Here is a 17,554-nt window from a genome sequence, read left to right as displayed (position 1 = left end):
GGAGACTTAACCCGCGCAAACCGCCTCCGGTTACAGATTTTTTGGCGAGGACTGCGCTGCGCGCGGAGCGCCTAGGCGTCGTAGCGATACCCCACCCCATGCACGGTCACGATGGTCTTCGGCTCGTCCGGGGTCTTCTCGATCTTCTTGCGGAGCTGGGCGATGTGCTGGTCCAGCGTCCGGGTGGTGCCAAAGTAATCCACGCCCCAAACCGAGTTTAGCAGCATGTCCCGCGTCAGGACCTCGCCCGGATGGGCGGCGAGCGCCTCCGCGAGTTTCAGCTCGCGGGCGGTGAGGTCGGCACTGCGTCCGCCCAGGGTGGCGGTGAACTTGCGTCGATCAATCTCGGCCGCGCCCAGCCGGAATACAGGCGGCAGCTCCGCGCCCGCGGCCGGCACTGCGCTTTGCCGGGCCCGGCGCAACAGGGCCTCCACCCGCGCCAGCAGCTCATGCACGCCGAAGGGCTTTAGCACGTAGTCGTCGGCGCCGAGTTTGAGGCCCACGACCTTGTCCACTTCCTCGCCCTTGGCCGTGAGAAAGAGGATCGGCACCGTCGCGCCCTGCTTTCGCAGTTCGCGGCACACGTCGTAACCACTCTGGCGCGGCATCATCACGTCGAGGATCACCAGGTCGAACTTCCCCTGCGGATAGAGTTTGAGCGCCTGCGCACCGTCGCCGGCGGCGGTTACGTGGTAACCGTCGCTTTCCAACGTGGCCACGAGGCCGAGGCGGATGTTGGCGTCGTCTTCAGCGATGAGGAGGCGGGCTTTCATGGGAGATCGAGAATGAACGCCGCCCCGCCGCCCTCGCGCGGCTCGCAGTGCAGGTCGCCGCCCAGCCCGCGGGCAAGCTGGCGGGCGATGCTCAGGCCCAGGCCGGTGCCCGTTTGCTCCGCCGTGAGGGCGTCGTCCACGCGGTGAAATTTTTCGAAGATGCGTTCGCGATGGTCGGCCGGCACACCCGGACCGCGGTCGAGCACCCGGACCCGCGCGCCGTGGCCGGCCCCCGGCAACAGCTCAACCGTCACCTCGCCGCCGCTCGCGGCGTATTTGGCGGCGTTGTCGAGCAGGTTGAGCACGATCTGCTCCAGCGCGTCGGCGTCCGTGGTGAGCATCACCGATCCGCCTGGCAGTTTGCGCTCCACCCGCAAACCGGCCTCGGCCAGGCGCGGCACGTGTGTGTCGAGCAGACGGCCCAACGCGGCCGCCGCGTCGAGCGAGACCCGCTCAAATTTCTTTTTGCCCTGCTCCAGCCGGCTGAACTCGAGGGCGTTGCCGACGAGCCGCGCGAGGCGCTGCGTCTCGCGTCCGATGGTGCGCAGGTAATCAGTCCGCTTGTCCTCACCGGCCACGCGCCCCTGCTCGAGCAACTCGGCATAGAGGCGGATCGTGGTGAGCGGAGTCTTAAACTCGTGCGAAACGTTGGCGACGAACGAAGTTTTCTGCGCGGCCTCGGCCTCGCTGCGCCGCGCCTGCCACAGCAGCAGCGACCCGCCCGCGAGAATCGCCACGCCCAGCGTAGCCGCCAGCAGGCTGCCAAAGAGGAAAAAGCCGCTGCCCCCGTCTGCCGACTCATCGGGCGGCGACTCCAGGAAAGCGGCCACTTCCCAGCCCGGGAGTGCGCCCTCCGCCACGGGCAGCCGGACCACCGGTTCGCCACCATCCGCCGGCACGCGCCCAGCCTGATGCATCACCCGGCCGCGCTCATCGCGGAGCAAATAGCCTTCGCCCGTCCCGGTCACGGCCGGCAGACCGCCGGCCAGCCGGGCGATCAGGGCAGCCAGTTCCACCTCGACGCCGCGAAACTCTCCCGCCGCGGGCATTTCTACCCAGCCGAGCAGGTAGGGACGCCCGGCGGCATTTCCCGTGGCCCAGCCGCTGCGGCCTGGAGCGGCGGGCTCTGCCACGGCCTTGGCGAGGAGTGCGTCGTCGAGCAAAGCCTTCGTGCGTTTGCCTTCGGCGAGTTTCTTGTCCGCCGAGAGTGAGGATACCGACGGCGCAGCCGCGGCTTGCGGTCCGGCGTCGGCATACAGCTGGGTCTCCGCCGGGCGGGAGTAGTTGCTGATCTTGGACGTCTCGCGGGCGTCTCGCCGCGCGCTCTGGGTGCGCTCCCGGTTGGAAAACACCTGCTGGCGGGCGAAATCCGCCTCATTCGACTGCGTGGCCAGTTCCGATTCAGCGAATGCCTTGGCCTTGACGGGCGCGTCCTTGGCGAGCCAGGGAGCGCTCTCCGACAGGATCAAACCAAAGCGCCGGCGGAAACCTTGCGCCTCCTCGTCGGCGGCGGTCCGGGCCGGATGCAGAATGGTTCCGTCGGGGAGCGTGCGAAACGCCGTGCGCACGAGCGGATTTGCGCGCTGCCAGTCGGCGAGTGTTTCGTTGAGGCCGTCGGCGGGGAACGTCGCCAGCGTTTCGAGCAGACCCGCCTGCATGTCGCCGACGATCAGCTCGACATTCTCGGCCACCAACCCGGCGCGCGCCACCAGGGCGGCCCGGCGCGCGGCCGTGGTGTCGGCCCGCTGCTCGGCCAGCCGTGCCTCCTCGCGCTTCAGCAGCAGCATGCCTCCCCCGCCCGCGACCAGCGTGGCCACAAGCAGGAGCAGCCAGTAGGCAACGATGCGGCGGGTGACGGGTGACACGGGGACGGAGGCTAGGCGCTTTGCGAGGTTTGGAAAGCAACGAAAAGCAGTGTCCGTTTGTGGGTCAGCGCGCCTGCGCGCGCCTTCACACAGCGACCGCAAGCGGGCTGCTCACGAAGTCATATCACGGCTTCGTCGCCTGCTGGTTGCGGGTGCTGGCGGCGTCGTTGCGGTAGGTCTTGCGCTCGGCGTTGCTCAGGCCCTCGCGGGCAACGCGATCCGCCTCGGGCGCCGCGGTGGCGGCCAGACTGGAGACCGCGCGGTTGCTGTAGGTCTCGCCGACGGCCTGCAATTCGGCGGCCTGCTGCCGCAGCACCTTGGCCGCCTCGTCGCGACGGCCGGCATCGACCAGCTCGACCGCCTTGTCCTTCGCCAGCGCCATCACGTTCGCGGCGTAATCGGTCTGCACCTGATGATTGGCCGACGCGACGACCACCTTGGCGTCGCCGCTGAACTTCACCCGGCTCGCGGCCGTGGCGGTCGCAGGTCGCTGGTTCACGGCGTCCTCATAGCGGACACTCGCCTGCGCGATCTCGCGCTCGGCCCCGGCGGACGAAGCCTCGATCTCGACCTCGACGAGAGCGAACTTCTGCTGGCCGCCGTAGAGCTGGTTGAGCGTCAGCTCGGCCTTCTGTCCGCGAATAGAACCGTCGCGGCCGACAAAATGCAGCGGACGCACGCCCGCCGGGAAGTTGATCTCGATGACCACGCGGCGCGCGACGACGTTGAGCACGTCCCCGAGCTCGGCGGCGAAGATGCGCGGCAGATCGTCGCTGTTCTCGACAAAGTAGGTGTTGCCGTCGCTGCGCTCGGCGAGGCGCGTCATGAGGTCCTCGTTGAAACCGAGGCCCAGGCCGATCGTGGTGACCGAGATGCCCTCCTTCACGAGCGAGGCGCCGAGCCGGCCGAGTTCATCGGGCGAGCTGGGGTCGACGTTGGCCTGGCCGTCGGAGAGCAGAATGATGCGCGGCACATGCCGGCCCTCGCCGAGATGGCGGCGAACCTCGGCCGCGGCGCGGACGACTCCGCCGTGCAACGCAGTGTTGCCGCGCGCCTCGAGACCGCGGATGGCCGATTCCAGCTCGCGGGCCTCGCGCACGCGCTGCGCCGGCACGAGCGTCTCGACGCCGGAGTCGTAGGCAATGAGCGACACGATGTCGTCGGGGCCGAGGCGGCTGACGAGTTCGAGCGCCGCTTCGCGGGCGCGGTCGATCTTGTCGCCGCTCATCGAGCCCGAGCGGTCAATCACCAGGGCGAGATTGACCGGCGGGCGGGCCTCACGCCCGGGCGGACGCAGGCAGTCGAGGCCGATCTTGACCACGGAGCGGTTGGCCTCGTTGGCCGGCAGGACGGTGCGGTCGAGATCCACGGTGACACGGACGGGCTGGGCGGCCTGCTTGGCGGAAAGCAAAGTCGCGCCGGTGAGCGCGACCGCGAAGAGAAGATGCGGGATGAACGTTTTCATGGGAGTCGTTTGACTCCGCCATTGAACCACAAACCGCCCCGCAGGTTGTCACCCGGCGGTCAGAGGTTTGTCAGGGAATTGTCAGGCGCTCTAATGGAAGCCGGGCGCGACGTTTGACCGGCGGACCGGCCCGAACACGGTGACGCCCTGCCCCGCCCCCATGCCCTACACCGACGCCCACATGCATTTCTGGGACCAGACCGCGCTCCGTCCTTACACCTGGCTGCATGAAGTGCCTTCGATCGCCCACCCTCACACCCCGGAATCGATCCACCGCGAAGCCGGCCCCGATCTCCCGGACAAGATCGTCTTCGTCGAGTGCGGCGCTCCCTGGTTGGAGGAAGTGAAATGGGTGGATCAACTCGCTGCCCGCGAACCGCGCATCCGGGCCATCGTGGCCAGGATCGCCATCAATGTCGGCGCGCAGACCGTGAGCGCTCTCGCCGAACTGCGCCGTCACCCGCTTGTGCGCGGCGTTAGACATCATTTTGAGCACGAAGCCACGGACTACTGTGCCCGGCCGGAATTTATCGGTGGTGTGCGCCAGCTGGCCGCCGCGGGCCTGAGTTTCGACCTTTGCTGCAAGCACCCGCAGCTACCCGCCGTCATCGAGCTGGTGCGCCAGTGCCCCGACGTCAGCTTCATCCTCGACCACGGCGGCAAACCCGGCATTCGCACCGGCCTGCTCGACCCGTGGCGCGAGCACATCCGCACGCTCGCCGGGTTCCCCAACCTCGTCTGCAAACTCTCTGGCCTGGTCACCGAGGCCGACCACCTGCACTGGAAACCCGACCAACTACGGCCCTACGTGACGCACCTCATCGAGTGCTTCGGCCCCGCGCGCCTGCTCTTCGGCGGCGACTGGCCGGTCGCCAAGCTCGCCTGCGGCTACGTGCGCTGGCTGCAGCTGGCCCGGGGCTTTACCGCCCATTTGCCTGCGGCCGATCAGGCGGCCATTTTCGGGGGCAATGCCGCCCGCATCTACCGGATCTGACCCACGATGATCACCCTGCCCCAGCGTCCCTTCGGTTCAACCGGCGAGCTCCTCCCGGTCCTCGGCTTCGGCGCCGGGTTTGCCAACTTCGCCGGCTTCGAGCGTTCGATCGAAACGGTGCGCCGGGCCCGTGCGGCCGGCCTGCGGTATTTCGACACCTCGGTGATGTATCGGGACGGGGCGTCCCAAGCCATTCTCGGCGAGGTGCTCGGCTCCGCCCGCGCTTTTGTCGCGACGAAAATCGGCTATTTCCGCGAAGCGCGGCACTTCCGCTCCATCGAGGCGATGCACGTGCAGCTCCGCGAGAACCTCCGCCTCCTGCGCCGCGACCGCGTGGATCTGCTGCAGGTGCATGAGGCCGACTGGGACAACTGGTGGAGCGACCGCACCGAGGTCGGCTTCCGCCGGCTCTTCGACCCCGAGGGCAGTTTCGATTTCGCCAACGCCCCGGTAATCCAGTTCCTGCGCGAAGCCAAGGCCCGCGGGCTGTGCCGCCACATCGGCGTCACGGGCAACCACGCCCGCCATCTCGGCCGCGTGATCCGTGAGGTGGACGGACTCGACGCCGTGCTCGTCGCCTACAACTACACGCCGCTCAATGTCACGGCCCGCGAGCACATCCTGCCGGTCGCCGCCGCCAAGGGGCTGGCCGTGGTTGTCGCCGGCTTGTTCACCTTCATCCATTCCCTGCCCACGGGCTGGGCCACCGAAGGCAGCTACCTCGGCCCGCGCTCCGACGCGCAGCTCGCCGCGTTGAAGAAACTCCAGCAGGACTGCGGCCTGCCTGCGGCCGAACTGGCCCTCCGCTTCGTCGCCGCCGACGAGCGCCTGAGCATCGTGCTCGCCGGCGCCTGCCAGCCCGTCGAAGTGGACCAAAATCTCGCCGCCTTTTTCCGCGGCCCGCTGCCCGCCGACCTGCACGCGGCCGTCGAAGCCATCGCCCGGCAGTTTTGAAAGCGCCTCCCCTCGGAGTCAGCCCTGGTCCCGATTGTATTCCTGCGGCCAGTTTGGCACGGAGAAGGCGCCGCCGTCCACGAACAGGGTCTGGCCGGTGACAAATGCGGCATCCGGGCCGGCGAGGAACCGCACCGCCCGGGCGACATCGTCCGTCGTGCCCACGCGGCGCAGCGGGGTGATGCGCGCCCAGTTTTGCGCGTATTGCGGCGCTTCCTGCTTGGTGCGTTCGTGCTCGATGGCACCCGGCGCCACGCAGTTGACCCTGATGCCGTGCGGCCCGAGTTCGAGCGCGGCCACCTTCGTGAACTGCTCGATGCCGCCTTTCGACGCCGTGTAGTCCACCAGCCGCGGGAAAGCCATCCAGTTGCAGGCGGAACCGAGATTGATGATCACCCCGCGGAGACCGCGCTCGACCATGAGCTGGGCGGCGCGCTGCGTGTTCAGGAAACAGCCTTTCAGATTCGTGCGGATGACCCGGTCCCAGTCCTCCTCCTTCAGTTCCAGCAGCGGCGACCAGGTCTGGATACCGGCGTTGTTCACCAGCAGACCCGGCACTGTGCCGAAATGTTGCGTCACGACCTCGTAGAATTTCCCAACCTCGGCCTTCAGCCCCACGTCGCAGCGGATCGCGAGCGCACGGCGACCCGTCGCGCGGATCAGCCCCGCGGTTTCGTCCGCCTCGGCGTCCGGGGCGACGTGGCTGAAAGCAACGTCCCAGCCGTCCTTCGCCAGCGTGACCGCGATCTCGCGGCCGATCCCCCGGCTCGCTCCCGTCACCACCGCCAGTTTTGCCATGTCGCTCATGCCGGCATTCAGCACGAGCCTGGCACGGGGAACAATTGTTTTCATCCGGCCGCCGGTTGCGCTTCGTCCCGGCCGGTGCATCTTCAGCGCATCCCCGCCCACCCCATGCAACGCCCGCCTGCCTCCCAATTCAGCCAGGAACTCCTCGACCTCTACGACTACTACGTCCACGGCCAGATTGACCGGCGCGTCTTCATGGAACGTGCCGCCAAGTTCGCCGTCGGCGGCCTGACCGCGGCCGCGCTGCTGGAGATGCTGAGCCCGAAATACGTTTTCGCCGCGCAGGTGCCGACCGATGACCTGCGCATCAGCACCGAGTATCTCAAATATCCCTCACCCGACGGCAGCGGCGAGATGCGTGGTCTCTTCGCCAAGCCCTCCGGCGGCCTCGGCCGCCTGCCCGGCGTGCTCGTGGTGCATGAGAACCGCGGCCTCAATCCCTACATCGAGGATGTCGTGCGCCGGCTCGCGGTGGCGGGCTTCGTGGCGTTCGGGCCCGACGCGCTTTATCCGGTCGGCGGCTACCCGGGCAACGACGACGAAGGCCGCGCCCTGCAGGCCAAACTTGACCGCAACAAGATCACCGAGGACTTCGTGGCCGGCGCGAAATTCCTCCAGGCCCACCCGGCCTGCAACGGATCGCTCGGCGTGGTCGGCTTCTGTTTCGGCGGCTGGATGTCCAACACCCTCGCCTGCCGTCTGCCCGAACTGAAGGCGGCGGTGCCTTACTACGGCGGCGCGCCCACGCTCACGGAGGTGCCGAAAATCAAGGCGGCGATCATGCTCCACTTCGCCGAGCTGGACACGCGGGTGAACGCCAGCTGGCCCGACTACGAAGCAGCCCTCAAGGCGGCCGGCGTTTCCTACGAGGCCCATACCTATCCCGGCGTGAATCACGGCTTCCACAACGACACGACTCCGCGCTACGACAAGACGGCGGCCGAGCTCTCGTGGGAGCGCACGCTGGCGTTCTTCAAGGCGAAGCTCGGGTGAGACACCGTTGTGGGCGGTGAGCTTGCTCACGCCACGAACATCTTGAAGTGATCGTGGCGCCAGCAAGCTGGCCGCCCACGTCGAAGCCAGCTCGCCCCCTACTTCCCGCCTCGCTTGTTCCGCGGGTGGAACTTCGCGTGCTGGTCGAGCAGGCGGGACGACTCGACCGCCGTGTAGATTTGCGTGGTGCCGATGCTGGCGTGACCGAGCATCTCCTGGATGGCGCGCAGATCGGCGCCGCCCCCGAGCAGGTGCGTGGCGAACGAGTGGCGCAGCAGGTGCGGCTTCACCGGTTTCTCCAAGCCGGCACGCCTGGCGGAATTCTTGACGATCACCCAAAGTGTCTTCCGCGAGATGGCCTTGCCCCGCTCGCTCAGGAACAGCTCACTGCCGGTGCGGCCCTTCACGAGCTTTGGCCGGGCTGATCCAAGATAGGCCTGCACGGCATCGCGCGCCTTGGCTCCAAGCGGCACGACGCGCTCCTTGGAGCCCTTGCCGAAGACGCGCACGAAACCGTTTTCCAAATCCACTTGCTGGAGCGTGAGACCGCAGAGTTCCGAGATGCGGAGACCGCTGGAGTAAAACAGTTCGAGCATCGCGCGGTCACGCACGGCGTAGGCGTCACCACCGACCGGAGCGGCCAGCAGGCGGTCCATCTCACCGGGCGAGAGCGTCTGCGGAAGCTTGCGGCGGAACTTCGGCCCGCTCAGCAGCGCGGCCGGATCATCCTCGCGCCGCCCCTGGCGCACGAGGTGCCGGAACAGCATGCGCACGGCGGCCAGCTTGCGCGCCTGGCTGGATTCGCTGAACTCCTCGTCGCTCAGCCAGTGCAGCCAGCCGGCGAGATGTTTGGCCGTGACCTTCAGCCAGTTGGCGGCGCCAAGCGCCTTGAGCCGGTGGGCGGCCTGACGCAGGTCGTTTTCGTAGGATTTGGCCGTGTTGCGCGACAGACCTTTCTCCAGCTCGATGTAGGCGAGAAAGTCGTCGATACCGTCCGCAAACGCCTCGGGGGCCGGCGGCATGGGGGCCGGCCTGGCTTGCGGAGCTGCCGGCGGCTTCTTCATGCGCGCGGCCGCCGGCTGGACTCAGCGACGGTTGTTCCGGCGCGCCCCGGGCGGGGGCGGCGGCGCGGCGTTCACGTCGCGCAGACGGAAGGTGATGCGGGCCTTGTCGAGGTCGTAGGGGCTCATCTCCATCTTCACCCGGTCGCCCGCGGCGATCTTGATGAAGTGCTTGCGGAGCTTGCCGGAAATATGGGCCAGCACGATGTGGCTGTTGTCCAGTTGCACGCGAAACATGGTTCCCGGAAGGACGGCGATAATCTTGCCTTCAACTTCGATCGATTTGCCGTCAGACATGGTGGAGATGGGAAACAGTGGTTCGCTGCATGCAGATGAATAAAAAGCCATTGTAACACCGCACCCCGGCACCTAAGTCAAGGCTCTCGTTTACGGAACCTAACCGCATGGTCCAACCCACCCGCAACGCCCCGCCCTGCCCTTTTGAGAAAGTCTTCCCGTCCCAATTGAAGCGGGACGATGAATTTTACATGTGGCTGGCTTACAATCAGGCGATCGACGCCTGGCGGCAGGACGAAGTGCCCATCGGTGCCGTGATCGAACTCGGCGGCGAGGTCATAGCCTCCGCCCACAACCAGCGCGACAGCACCCGCGACCCAACCGCCCACGCCGAAATCCTCGCCCTCGGCCAAGCCGCCAAGGCCATCGGCGACTGGCGGCTCAACGACGCCACGCTCTACGTGACCAAGGAGCCCTGCCCGATGTGCTCCGGCGCCACGCTGATGTCGCGGGTCAAGCGCGTGGTCTTCGCCGTCTCCGACCCCAAGATGGGGTGCCTCGGCGGCGCCACCGACCTCAACGCCCTGCCGCAGGTCAACCACCACCTTGAACTCACCCGCGGCGTGCTGGAGCAGCCCTGCCTCGAACTGCTGCAGGCGTATTTCAAGGCGAAGCGCGCGGAAGACACGCCCGGCAGTTGACGCCACCCGCGCCGCGTGCAGCTTAGGACAACTTCAACCCACGAATATCATGGCCTACGAACTCCCGAAACTCGCCTACGCCAACAACGCCCTCGAGCCCCACATCGATGCCAAGACGATGGAGATCCATCACACGAAGCATCATCAGGCTTATATCACCAACGCGAACAACGCGCTGAAGGACCATCCCGCCCTCGCCGCGCTCGACGTCAACGCGCTCATCGCCGACCTGTCGAAGGTGCCCGAGGCCATCCGCGGTGTCATCCGCAACAACGCCGGCGGCCACAGCAACCACGCCTTCTTCTGGACCATCCTCGGTCCCGGCAAGGGCGGCGCCCCCAAGGGCAAGCTCGCTGCGGCGATTGATGCCGAACTCGGCGGCTTCGCCAAGTTCAAGGAAGACTTTGCCAAAGCCGGCGCCACGCGCTTCGGCTCCGGCTGGGCCTGGCTCGTCGTCAACGGCGGCAAACTCGCCATCGGCTCGACCGCCAACCAGGACAGCCCGCTCATGGGCAAGGCCGTCGCCGGCATCGAAGGCAAGCCCGTCATCGGCCTCGATGTCTGGGAACACGCCTACTACCTCAACTACCAGAACCGCCGCCCCGACTACATCGCCGCGTTCTGGAACGTGGTGGACTGGGACGCCGCCGAGGCGAACTACGTCGCCGCGTTGAAGTGACGCACCGCGTCAGCCCGGACCCAAACCAAGCCGTAGTTCCCTCTCCTCAAGCCGCGCCCCCGGGCGCGGCTTTTTGTTTCCCCCAGCCGCAAAGCGCAGCCAGCCGGCTGCAACCTGACCGACACCTCACTCGATCCCCAGCACCTTGCGGCCGGTCTCGGAGATCATCTGCGGGGTCCACTGCGGGTCCCAGACAATGTGGACCTTGGCGGACTCGACCGTCGGCAGCCGCGCGATTTTTGAACGGGCGTCCTCGGCGATCACCGGGCCCATGCCGCAACCCGGCGCCGTGAGGGTCATCTTCACCTCGACACTGTGGCCGCCGGCCGGCGTTTTCTCGATGGAGAGATCATAGACGAGCCCGAGGTCCACGATGTTCACGGGGATCTCGGGGTCGAAGCAGGTCTTCATCGCGCTCCAGACCGCCTCCTCGCTGAACGCTCCGCCCACGAGGGCGGTCGCCTCCTCCTTCACGGTGTAGCCCTCGATGAGCCCCGCGTTCTCCTTCGCGATCTGGAACAGTCCCTGGTCGGTGCGCACCGTGACGTTGCCGCCCAGCGACTGGGTGATGAAAACCTTGGTGCCGGCGGACAGGCGCACCTTGTCGCCGGCGGGGATGACGGTGGCGGGACAGTTCTGGCTCAGCACGAATTCCTGATTCATGCGGTCACGCTATTGTAGGCGCAGGTCAAAAGGCAACCGGGCATACACGCCCTGCGGATCGTTGAACTTGCCGAGCGCTTGCAGTTCCGCGAGCGCCTCGCCCATGAGCACGCCCGCCGGCCCGCCCAGCGCCTTTTCGCGGTGCCGCCCCTCGATCGCCTCGGTGAGCGCCTCGGCGAATTGCTTCGGCCGCGGATACTCGGAGACCCGGAAACCGTCGCCCAGCTTGGCCTCGGCAGCGGCGTGTTTCACCGCGGCCGCCAGTCCGCCCAGCTCGTCCACGAGGCCGAGCTTCAGCGCCTCGCTGCCCGACCACACGCGGCCTTGTGCGATCTCCTCGACCGTCTTGCGCTCGAGTTTGCGTTCCTCGGTGACCTTGGTGATGAACTGATCATAGACCCAGTCCACGGAGTCCTGGATGATGGCCATCTCCTCGGGGGTCTTGGGCCGCGTGATCGTGAGGGCATCGGCGTAGCGTCCGGTTTTCACCGTGTCGAAGGTCAGGCCCAGCTTGTCGTTCAGCAGGCCCTGGAAATTGAGCAACACGCCGTAGACACCGATCGAGCCGGTGACCGTGGTCGGCTCGGCAAAGATGCGGCTCGCGGGTGCGGAAATCCAGTAGCCGCCCGAGGCGGCGTAGGCGCCCATCGAGACCACGACGGGTTTCTTCTCCTGCAGCAGACGAACCTCGCGCGCGATGGCCTCCGAGCCGGTCACGCTGCCGCCGGGGCTGTTCACGCGCAGCACGACCGCTTTCACGGCGTCATCCTGACGGATCTGACGGAGGAGCCGCGCGGTCTTGGCCCCATAGACATAACCCTCCTCGTTGCCGTGGCCGTCCACGATCTCGCCCTCGGTGTAAACGATGGCGATGCGACCCTTGTCCGACGAGGTTTCCGTCTTCCCCTCGCCCGCGCGCCGGGCCGTCAGGCCGCTGGCGCTGACGAGCCGCGCGTATTCCTTGAGGTTGATCTGCTTGAAAGGCCGCGAGGAGCCCTTGCGGCCGGTGTCGGCCTTCAGTTCATCGAGGACTTCGTCGAGGTAGGCGATGCGGTCCACCAGGCCGGCCTGCTTGGCCACGTCGGCCCGGATCATGCCCTTTTCGTCCACGACCTTTTGCAGTGCGCCTTCCGGGAGCTTGCGCGCGCCCTGCACGGCGACGGTCAGATCCTTCCACAGGTCGTCGATCAGCTTCTGGATCTGCTCCCGGTTTTCCGGGCTCATGTCCTTGCGCGTGTAGGGCTCGATGCCGCTCTTGTATTTACCCACGCGCGTGACCTGCACGCCGATGCCAAACTTCTCAAAGGCGCCCGTGAAAAACATCGGTTGCGAGGCGAGCCCGGGCATGAACACCACGCCGTAGGGATCGAGGGCGAGATCGTCCGCCAGAGAGGCGAGGTAGAGGTCGCGCGTGCGGGCCATGTTCAGGTAGGCCTTGACGGGTTTGCCAGAGGCCTTGAAGGCGGCCACGGTCTCGCGCACTTCCTTGAGCGCGGCAAAGCCCGAGCCGTAACCGCCACCCTGCACCGAACCCGTGAGAAACAGCCCCTTGATGGCCTTGTCGTGGGCCGCCGCCTCGATCGCGCGCGTCACCTGGCGCAGCTGGAGCCGGCTGCGGCTGTCACCGCCCAACGCCTCGAGAAACTCCTCCATGCCCTCGGCCTGGTCGGGCGTGTCCATGATGGTGGCCGAGAGGTCGAACACGAGGTAGGACCCCTCTTCCACCGCCACCGGTTTCTTCTGCCCGAGGGCAATCAACACCCCGAGCATCACGAAAGCGAGGATGACGCCACCGATCAGAAACACCAGCAGCGCACTGATCGTGGCGAAAAACGACGTGAAGAAATTCTTCATGCCGCGAAGCTAGACCGCGCCCCCCTCCCCGCCAGCGAAAAAAGCCCCGCGGACCGTCATGTGGACGGGCGGAGTCTCACCGCGATAAGCGGTTGTGTTACTTATCGGCCAAATCCGCCGGCGATTTAACGCGGCTAGACATCCGATTGTGCCGATATAGTCTTCCCGCAACCCGCCACGCTTATGAGCGAAAAACAGGAATTCCTGACCACGAACCGCAAGGCGCTGACCATCAACCTTGATGGCACCCACTACGGCACCATTGCCGAGATCGGCGCCGGTCAGGAGGTCGCCCGCGTATTCTTCCAGGCGGGCAGCGCCTCGGGCTCCATCGCCAAGACCATGTCGGCCTACGACATGACGTTCAGCGACGCCATCTATGGCAAGGCCCCGCGCTACGTCTCCCGCGAGCGCCTCGTGACCATGCTCGGCCATGAATACAACCTGCTCAAGGAACGTCTCCACGAGAAACGCGGCGAGCGCACCTGCTTCTTCGTCTATGCCGACACCGTTGCCACCGCGAGTGCCAAGAGCGGCCAGACCAGCGGCCACGGGTGGCTCGGCATCCGTTTCCAGACCAAGCCCCTCGAGGACCCCAGCGACATCCTCATCCACGTCCGCACCCTCGACCGGAAAAACGTCCTCCAGCAGGAGGCTCTCGGCATCGTCGGCACCAACCTCATCTACGGCGCGTTCTACCACCGCGACAACCCCGAGAAGTTCATCCAGTCGCTGGTGGACAACCTCGGCACCGACCGCGTCGAGGTGGACATGCTGCGCTTCAGCGGCCCGGCCTTCGCGCACATCGACAACCGCATCCTTTCGCTGCACCTCGTGAAGCACGGGCTGACCAACGCCGTGATGTTTGCGCCCAACGGCGACGTGCTCCAGCCCTCCGAGGTCATCTACAACCGTCCCGTGCTCGTCGAGCGCGGCAGTTTCCGCCCGGTCACCCACGTCAACGTGGACATGCTCAACTGCGCCACCGCGCAGTTCCTCCAGGAGCCCCTCGTGAAGGGCAAGGACATCGTCGTGCTCATGGAGATCACGATGAACAACCTCCTCGCCGAGGGCTCGCTCGACGAGCAGGACTTCCTCTCGCGCGTGGACATGCTCGGCCACATCGGGTTCACGGTGCTCATCTCGAACTACTCCGAGTTCTACCGCCTCGTCTCCTACTTCCGCCGCTACACGAAGGAGATGATCGGCGTCGCCATGGGCATCAACAACCTCCTCGAGATCTTCAACGAGAAGTATTACGAGAACCTCGAGGGCGGCATCCTCGAATCCATGGGCCGCATGTTCCGCCACGCCGTGAAGCTCTACATCTATCCGATGCAGCAGCAGGCCTACGACAGCTACCTCAAGACCGGCCATCCGGCCGAGGGCGGCCAAACGCATGTCGCGCACGCCTTTGCCGGCAAGGTGCTGATCACCGCGCGCAACCTCAACGTGAGCGACCACCTGCGCAACCTCTACGCCCACCTGCTCGAGAACCACTACATCGACTGCATCACGGGCTACAACGAGGACTACCTCACCATCTTCTCCCGCGACGTGCTCCAGCGCATCAAGCACAACGACGCCTCCTGGGAGAAGCTCGTCCCCGCCAAGGTCGCCGAGGTCATCAAAACCCGCGGCCTGCTCGGCTACGGCAAGCCGGCCAAACCCGCCGCGCCCACCCCGCCCGCCCCCGCCGCCGTCTGAGGCGAAACTTGGCGGTGGAGCGACCGGCTGCACCAGGCGCCGGCCCCGCCGCCGCCATCCTCACATCGGCGGGTTCGTGTCGAGGATGGGGGTTTCGCCCTTGGCCAGGTGGCTGTGGCGAATGTCCTGGCCGCCGGCGAGGAAGACCATTTCCTCGGCGATGTTGGTCGCATGGTCGGCGATGCGCTCGACGGACTTGGAAATGAACATCAGCTCCAGCGCGCGGGCGATCGTGTCGGGCTTTTCCAGCATGTAGCTGGTGAGGCGGCGATAGACCAGGCGGTTGAGGTTATCCACCTCGGAGTCGCGCCGGATCACGGCCAGGGCCTTCTGCTCGTCCTCCTGCACGAAGCAGTCGAGGGCGGAGCGGAGCATCTCCAGCGCGATGTTGGTCATGCGCGGGAGGTCGGCGTAAAGCTCGATGCGGGGCTCGATGGCGAGCTTGCGGGCCCGGCGGGCGATGCTCGTGGCCTCGTCCCCCACCCGCTCCAGATCGTGCGAGGCCTTCATGCCCACGACGACGAGACGCAGCTCGGAGGCGACGGGACCGCGGAGCGTCATGTAGCGGATGGCCTCCTCGTCGATCTTCACCTCCAGCTTGTCGATCTCGTCGTCGGCGGCGATGACCTTGTCGGCCAGGGTAATGTCAGACTCGGTGAGCGCGCGCATGGCCAGACGGGTCTGCTCAATGGAGCGCTCGCCCATCTGGAGCAGGTTGCCGCGGAAGTTTTCCAGCTCGGCGTCGAAGAAGCGTTTCATGGGAAAGATTTTTAACCACTAATGACCACTAATTTCTCACTAATCCGGCCAAAAGGACGGACAAAAAAGTCAGTTCAGCATTAGTGCTCATTGGTGTGGTTTAGTGGTTAACTGCGTTGATCGGTCAACCGAAGCGACCGGAGACATACGCCTCGGTCTGCGGGTTGGCGGGGTTCATGAAGATGGTGCGGGTCTCGGCGTATTCGATGAGGCGGCCGAGGTAGAAGAAGGCGGTGCGGTCGGAACAACGGGCGGCCTGCTGCATGTTGTGGGTCACGATGACGATGGTGAAATCCTTCTTCAATTCGTGAATGAGCTCCTCGACCTTGGCGGTGGCGATGGGATCCAGGGCCGAGCAGGGTTCGTCCATGAGGATGATCTCGGGCTCGACGGCGATGGCGCGGGCGATGCAGAGGCGCTGCTGCTGGCCGCCGGAGAGGCCGAGGGCGCTCTGGTGCAGGCGATCCTTGACCTCCTCCCAGAGGGCGGCGCCGCGCAGGCTCTTCTCCACGACCTCATCGAGGCGGGACTTGCGCTTCTCGCCCTGGATCCGGAGGCCGTAGGTGATGTTCTCGTAGATGGACTTCGGGAAGGGGTTGGACTTCTGGAAGACCATGCCGACGCGCTTGCGCAGCTCGATGACGTCCACGCGCGGGTCGTAGATGTTCACGCCGTCGATCCGGATCTGGCCGGTGCCGATGCGCGTGCCGTCGATCAGGTCGTTCATCCGGTTGAGGCAGCGCAGGAGCGTGGACTTGCCGCAGCCGGAGGGGCCGATGAAGGCGGTGACCTCCTTCTCGGCGATGTTGAGCGTGATGTCGTGCAGCGCCTGGCTGGTGCCGTAGAAGAAGTCCACGTCGTCGATCTCGATCATGGGACGGGCGGCGCCGGGCTTGGCCGCGGCCGCGGCCGACGCCGGGGTGACCGCCGTCGGCACGGAGACCTGGCGAACGGTGACGGAAGAGGAAGAAGCTTCGGGCATGAGCGTGGTTACCATTTGTATTTTTTGCGCAAACGGACGCGCAGCACGATGGAAGTCATCGCGATGGCGGCCACGGTGAACAGGAACACGAACGCCGTGCCGTATTGGACGCCGTGCGTGTATTCGTTTTGGGGAATCTTGGAGGCCACCACATAGATGTGGTAGGGCAGCGCCATGACACCCTGGAAGAAAAAGTCGGTCGCCTTCTGCACCTGCCAGGGCAGCTCGTCGCGGACCACGAAGGCGGCGGTGAACATGATGGGCGCAGTCTCGCCCGCCACACGCGCGATGGAGAGCACCGAGGAGGTGAGGATGCCCGGCAGGGCGTAGGGCAGGACGTTGGTGAGGATCGTCTGCAGCTTGGTGGCCCCGAGGGCGAGCGAGCCCTCGCGGTAGCCCTTGGGCACGGCCTTCAGCGCCTCCTCCGAGGCGGTGATGATGATCGGCAGCACCATGAACGCGAGGGTCAGCCAGCCCGCGAGGAGCGAAACGCCCATGTTCAGCGCGATGACAAACATGCCGAAGCCAAACAGACCATAGACGATGGAGGGCACGCCCGCGAGGTTGACGATGGACAGGCGCAGGAAACGGATGAACGGACCGTCACTCGCGTACTCGCTCAGGTAGATGGCGCTGATGATGCCGAGCACCAGCGCAATGACGATGGAGCCGACGACCAGCAGGATCGTGCCCACGATGTTGGGGAAAATGCCACCCGAGGAATAGACGAAAGTCTCGATCCGCACGCCCTTGAGCCGCTCCGCGTTGCCCGGCAGTTCCTTGAACGCGCGGAACTCGCGGTCCCCCATCGTCGTCTTTTTCCCGTCCAGCTCGAAGACATTGAGCGTCTCGGGCGCCTGGGTGAGAAAGGGCACGTTGATGAAGGGGGCCTTGGTCTGGAAAATCACCGCCCCGCCCTTCAGGCCGATGTCGAGGAAGATGAACACGGCGCAGGCCAGCACGAAGTAGGTGCTGAGGCGGAGGAGCCAGAACACGCCCTGCTCGACGCGCTTGGCGGGAGAGGACTTCGCATAAATCTTGGCGTCGGAGGCGCTCATGG

17 protein-coding genes are annotated in these 17,554 nt (G+C 66.1%); 6 read left to right on the top strand and 11 right to left on the bottom strand.

Going from position 1 to position 17,554, the window contains the following annotated elements; translation table 11 throughout:
- Positions 1–71: 71 nt before the first annotated feature.
- The 3 genes from ESB00_RS06660 to ESB00_RS06650 all read right to left on the bottom strand — a co-directional run bounded on the left by ESB00_RS06660 (position 72) and on the right by ESB00_RS06650 (position 4,103).
- Positions 72–773, bottom strand: a complete 702-nt coding sequence (locus ESB00_RS06660) for a response regulator transcription factor (RefSeq protein WP_129046934.1) — start codon at positions 771–773, stop codon at positions 72–74.
- Positions 770–2,638: a sensor histidine kinase gene (locus ESB00_RS06655; protein WP_129046933.1), complete on the bottom strand. Its 1,869-nt coding sequence runs from the start codon at positions 2,636–2,638 to the stop codon at positions 770–772. The genes ESB00_RS06660 and ESB00_RS06655 overlap by 4 nt, the downstream gene beginning before the upstream one ends.
- A gap of 124 nt (positions 2,639–2,762) precedes the next feature.
- Positions 2,763–4,103, bottom strand: a complete 1,341-nt coding sequence (locus ESB00_RS06650) for a vWA domain-containing protein (protein ID WP_129046932.1) — start codon at positions 4,101–4,103, stop codon at positions 2,763–2,765.
- A gap of 160 nt (positions 4,104–4,263) precedes the next feature.
- On the opposite strand from ESB00_RS06650, the gene ESB00_RS06645 reads away from it, so the two are divergent.
- Together ESB00_RS06645 and ESB00_RS06640 are read left to right on the top strand one after the other, a co-directional pair.
- Positions 4,264–5,097 carry an amidohydrolase family protein gene (locus ESB00_RS06645; protein WP_129046931.1) on the top strand — a complete coding sequence of 278 codons (834 nt, stop codon included), beginning with the start codon at positions 4,264–4,266 and terminating at the stop codon, positions 5,095–5,097.
- A 6-nt stretch (positions 5,098–5,103) separates the two neighbouring features.
- A complete protein-coding gene (locus ESB00_RS06640; protein WP_129046930.1) occupies positions 5,104–6,051 on the top strand; it encodes an aldo/keto reductase in 948 nt (315 codons plus the stop codon).
- Between the two features lie 18 nt (positions 6,052–6,069).
- Here the strand turns inward: ESB00_RS06640 and ESB00_RS06635 are convergent, their stop codons facing one another.
- On the bottom strand, positions 6,070–6,849 hold the full coding sequence (locus ESB00_RS06635) for an SDR family NAD(P)-dependent oxidoreductase (protein WP_129048293.1): 780 nt from the start codon (positions 6,847–6,849) through the stop codon (positions 6,070–6,072).
- A 114-nt stretch (positions 6,850–6,963) separates the two neighbouring features.
- Between ESB00_RS06635 and ESB00_RS06630 the strand changes: the two genes are divergently transcribed.
- Complete coding sequence (locus ESB00_RS06630; RefSeq protein ID WP_129046929.1) at positions 6,964–7,851, top strand: dienelactone hydrolase family protein; 888 nt, start codon at positions 6,964–6,966, stop codon at positions 7,849–7,851.
- 98 nt (positions 7,852–7,949) lie between these two features.
- Here ESB00_RS06630 and xerD read toward each other — a convergent pair whose 3' ends face one another.
- Both xerD and infA read right to left on the bottom strand, forming a co-directional pair.
- Positions 7,950–8,873: a site-specific tyrosine recombinase XerD gene (gene xerD / locus ESB00_RS06625; RefSeq protein WP_164976075.1), complete on the bottom strand. Its 924-nt coding sequence runs from the start codon at positions 8,871–8,873 to the stop codon at positions 7,950–7,952.
- Between the two features lie 63 nt (positions 8,874–8,936).
- Positions 8,937–9,209 carry a translation initiation factor IF-1 gene (gene infA / locus ESB00_RS06620; protein ID WP_129046927.1) on the bottom strand — a complete coding sequence of 91 codons (273 nt, stop codon included), beginning with the start codon at positions 9,207–9,209 and terminating at the stop codon, positions 8,937–8,939.
- Positions 9,210–9,316: 107 nt separating this feature from the next.
- Here infA and tadA point away from each other — a divergent pair, with 107 nt between their 5' ends.
- Together tadA and ESB00_RS06610 are read left to right on the top strand one after the other, a co-directional pair.
- On the top strand, positions 9,317–9,850 hold the full coding sequence (tadA, locus tag ESB00_RS06615) for a tRNA adenosine(34) deaminase TadA (RefSeq protein WP_129046926.1): 534 nt from the start codon (positions 9,317–9,319) through the stop codon (positions 9,848–9,850).
- Positions 9,851–9,899: 49 nt separating this feature from the next.
- A complete protein-coding gene (locus ESB00_RS06610) occupies positions 9,900–10,529 on the top strand; it encodes a superoxide dismutase (protein ID WP_129046925.1) in 630 nt (209 codons plus the stop codon).
- 126 nt (positions 10,530–10,655) lie between these two features.
- On the opposite strand, the gene ESB00_RS06605 is transcribed toward ESB00_RS06610, so the two are convergent.
- Positions 10,656–11,192: an iron-sulfur cluster assembly protein gene (locus tag ESB00_RS06605; RefSeq protein ID WP_129046924.1), complete on the bottom strand. Its 537-nt coding sequence runs from the start codon at positions 11,190–11,192 to the stop codon at positions 10,656–10,658.
- Between the two features lie 9 nt (positions 11,193–11,201).
- Positions 11,202–13,046, bottom strand: coding sequence for a signal peptide peptidase SppA (gene sppA, locus ESB00_RS06600; protein WP_129046923.1), 1,845 nt, complete (start codon positions 13,044–13,046; stop codon positions 11,202–11,204).
- 183 nt (positions 13,047–13,229) lie between these two features.
- On the opposite strand from sppA, the gene ESB00_RS06595 reads away from it, so the two are divergent.
- Positions 13,230–14,753, top strand: coding sequence for a TonB-dependent receptor (locus tag ESB00_RS06595; RefSeq protein ID WP_129046922.1), 1,524 nt, complete (start codon positions 13,230–13,232; stop codon positions 14,751–14,753).
- A 60-nt stretch (positions 14,754–14,813) separates the two neighbouring features.
- On the opposite strand, the gene phoU is transcribed toward ESB00_RS06595, so the two are convergent.
- From phoU to pstA, 3 genes are all read right to left on the bottom strand, one after another.
- Positions 14,814–15,512 carry a phosphate signaling complex protein PhoU gene (phoU, locus tag ESB00_RS06590; protein ID WP_129046921.1) on the bottom strand — a complete coding sequence of 233 codons (699 nt, stop codon included), beginning with the start codon at positions 15,510–15,512 and terminating at the stop codon, positions 14,814–14,816.
- 124 nt (positions 15,513–15,636) lie between these two features.
- The gene (gene pstB, locus ESB00_RS06585) at positions 15,637–16,386 is read right to left on the bottom strand and encodes a phosphate ABC transporter ATP-binding protein PstB (RefSeq protein WP_218938758.1); all 750 of its coding nucleotides are present in this window, start codon (positions 16,384–16,386) and stop codon (positions 15,637–15,639) included.
- Between the two features lie 116 nt (positions 16,387–16,502).
- Entirely contained in the window at positions 16,503–17,552 is a 1,050-nt protein-coding gene (gene pstA, locus ESB00_RS06580; RefSeq protein WP_129046919.1) for a phosphate ABC transporter permease PstA, read from the bottom strand.
- Positions 17,553–17,554 lie beyond the last annotated feature (2 nt).

Source organism: Oleiharenicola lentus (genome assembly GCF_004118375.1).
GTDB lineage: Bacteria > Verrucomicrobiota > Verrucomicrobiia > Opitutales > Opitutaceae > Lacunisphaera > Lacunisphaera lenta.
The sequence above is the reverse complement of the archived record's forward strand: the minus strand, read 5'-3'. Positions and strand labels throughout refer to the sequence as shown.

Bases quoted from the DNA above. Each gene is read 5' to 3' on its own strand.
- tadA (WP_129046926.1), top strand. From the start codon at position 9,317: ATGGTCCAACCCACCCGCAACGCCCCGCCCTGCCCTTTTGAGAAAGTC.
- infA (WP_129046927.1), bottom strand. From the start codon at position 9,209: ATGTCTGACGGCAAATCGATCGAAGTTGAAGGCAAGATTATCGCCGTC.
- phoU (WP_129046921.1), bottom strand. From the start codon at position 15,512: ATGAAACGCTTCTTCGACGCCGAGCTGGAAAACTTCCGCGGCAACCTG.
- ESB00_RS06640 (WP_129046930.1), top strand. From the start codon at position 5,104: ATGATCACCCTGCCCCAGCGTCCCTTCGGTTCAACCGGCGAGCTCCTC.
- pstB (WP_218938758.1), bottom strand. From the start codon at position 16,386: ATGATCGAGATCGACGACGTGGACTTCTTCTACGGCACCAGCCAGGCG.
- ESB00_RS06630 (WP_129046929.1), top strand. From the start codon at position 6,964: ATGCAACGCCCGCCTGCCTCCCAATTCAGCCAGGAACTCCTCGACCTC.
- ESB00_RS06610 (WP_129046925.1), top strand. From the start codon at position 9,900: ATGGCCTACGAACTCCCGAAACTCGCCTACGCCAACAACGCCCTCGAG.
- ESB00_RS06645 (WP_129046931.1), top strand. From the start codon at position 4,264: ATGCCCTACACCGACGCCCACATGCATTTCTGGGACCAGACCGCGCTC.
- ESB00_RS06635 (WP_129048293.1), bottom strand. From the start codon at position 6,849: ATGGCAAAACTGGCGGTGGTGACGGGAGCGAGCCGGGGGATCGGCCGC.
- ESB00_RS06660 (WP_129046934.1), bottom strand. From the start codon at position 773: ATGAAAGCCCGCCTCCTCATCGCTGAAGACGACGCCAACATCCGCCTC.
- pstA (WP_129046919.1), bottom strand. From the start codon at position 17,552: ATGAGCGCCTCCGACGCCAAGATTTATGCGAAGTCCTCTCCCGCCAAG.
- ESB00_RS06605 (WP_129046924.1), bottom strand. From the start codon at position 11,192: ATGAATCAGGAATTCGTGCTGAGCCAGAACTGTCCCGCCACCGTCATC.
- ESB00_RS06650 (WP_129046932.1), bottom strand. From the start codon at position 4,103: ATGAAAACGTTCATCCCGCATCTTCTCTTCGCGGTCGCGCTCACCGGC.
- ESB00_RS06595 (WP_129046922.1), top strand. From the start codon at position 13,230: ATGAGCGAAAAACAGGAATTCCTGACCACGAACCGCAAGGCGCTGACC.
- xerD (WP_164976075.1), bottom strand. From the start codon at position 8,873: ATGCCGCCGGCCCCCGAGGCGTTTGCGGACGGTATCGACGACTTTCTC.
- sppA (WP_129046923.1), bottom strand. From the start codon at position 13,046: ATGAAGAATTTCTTCACGTCGTTTTTCGCCACGATCAGTGCGCTGCTG.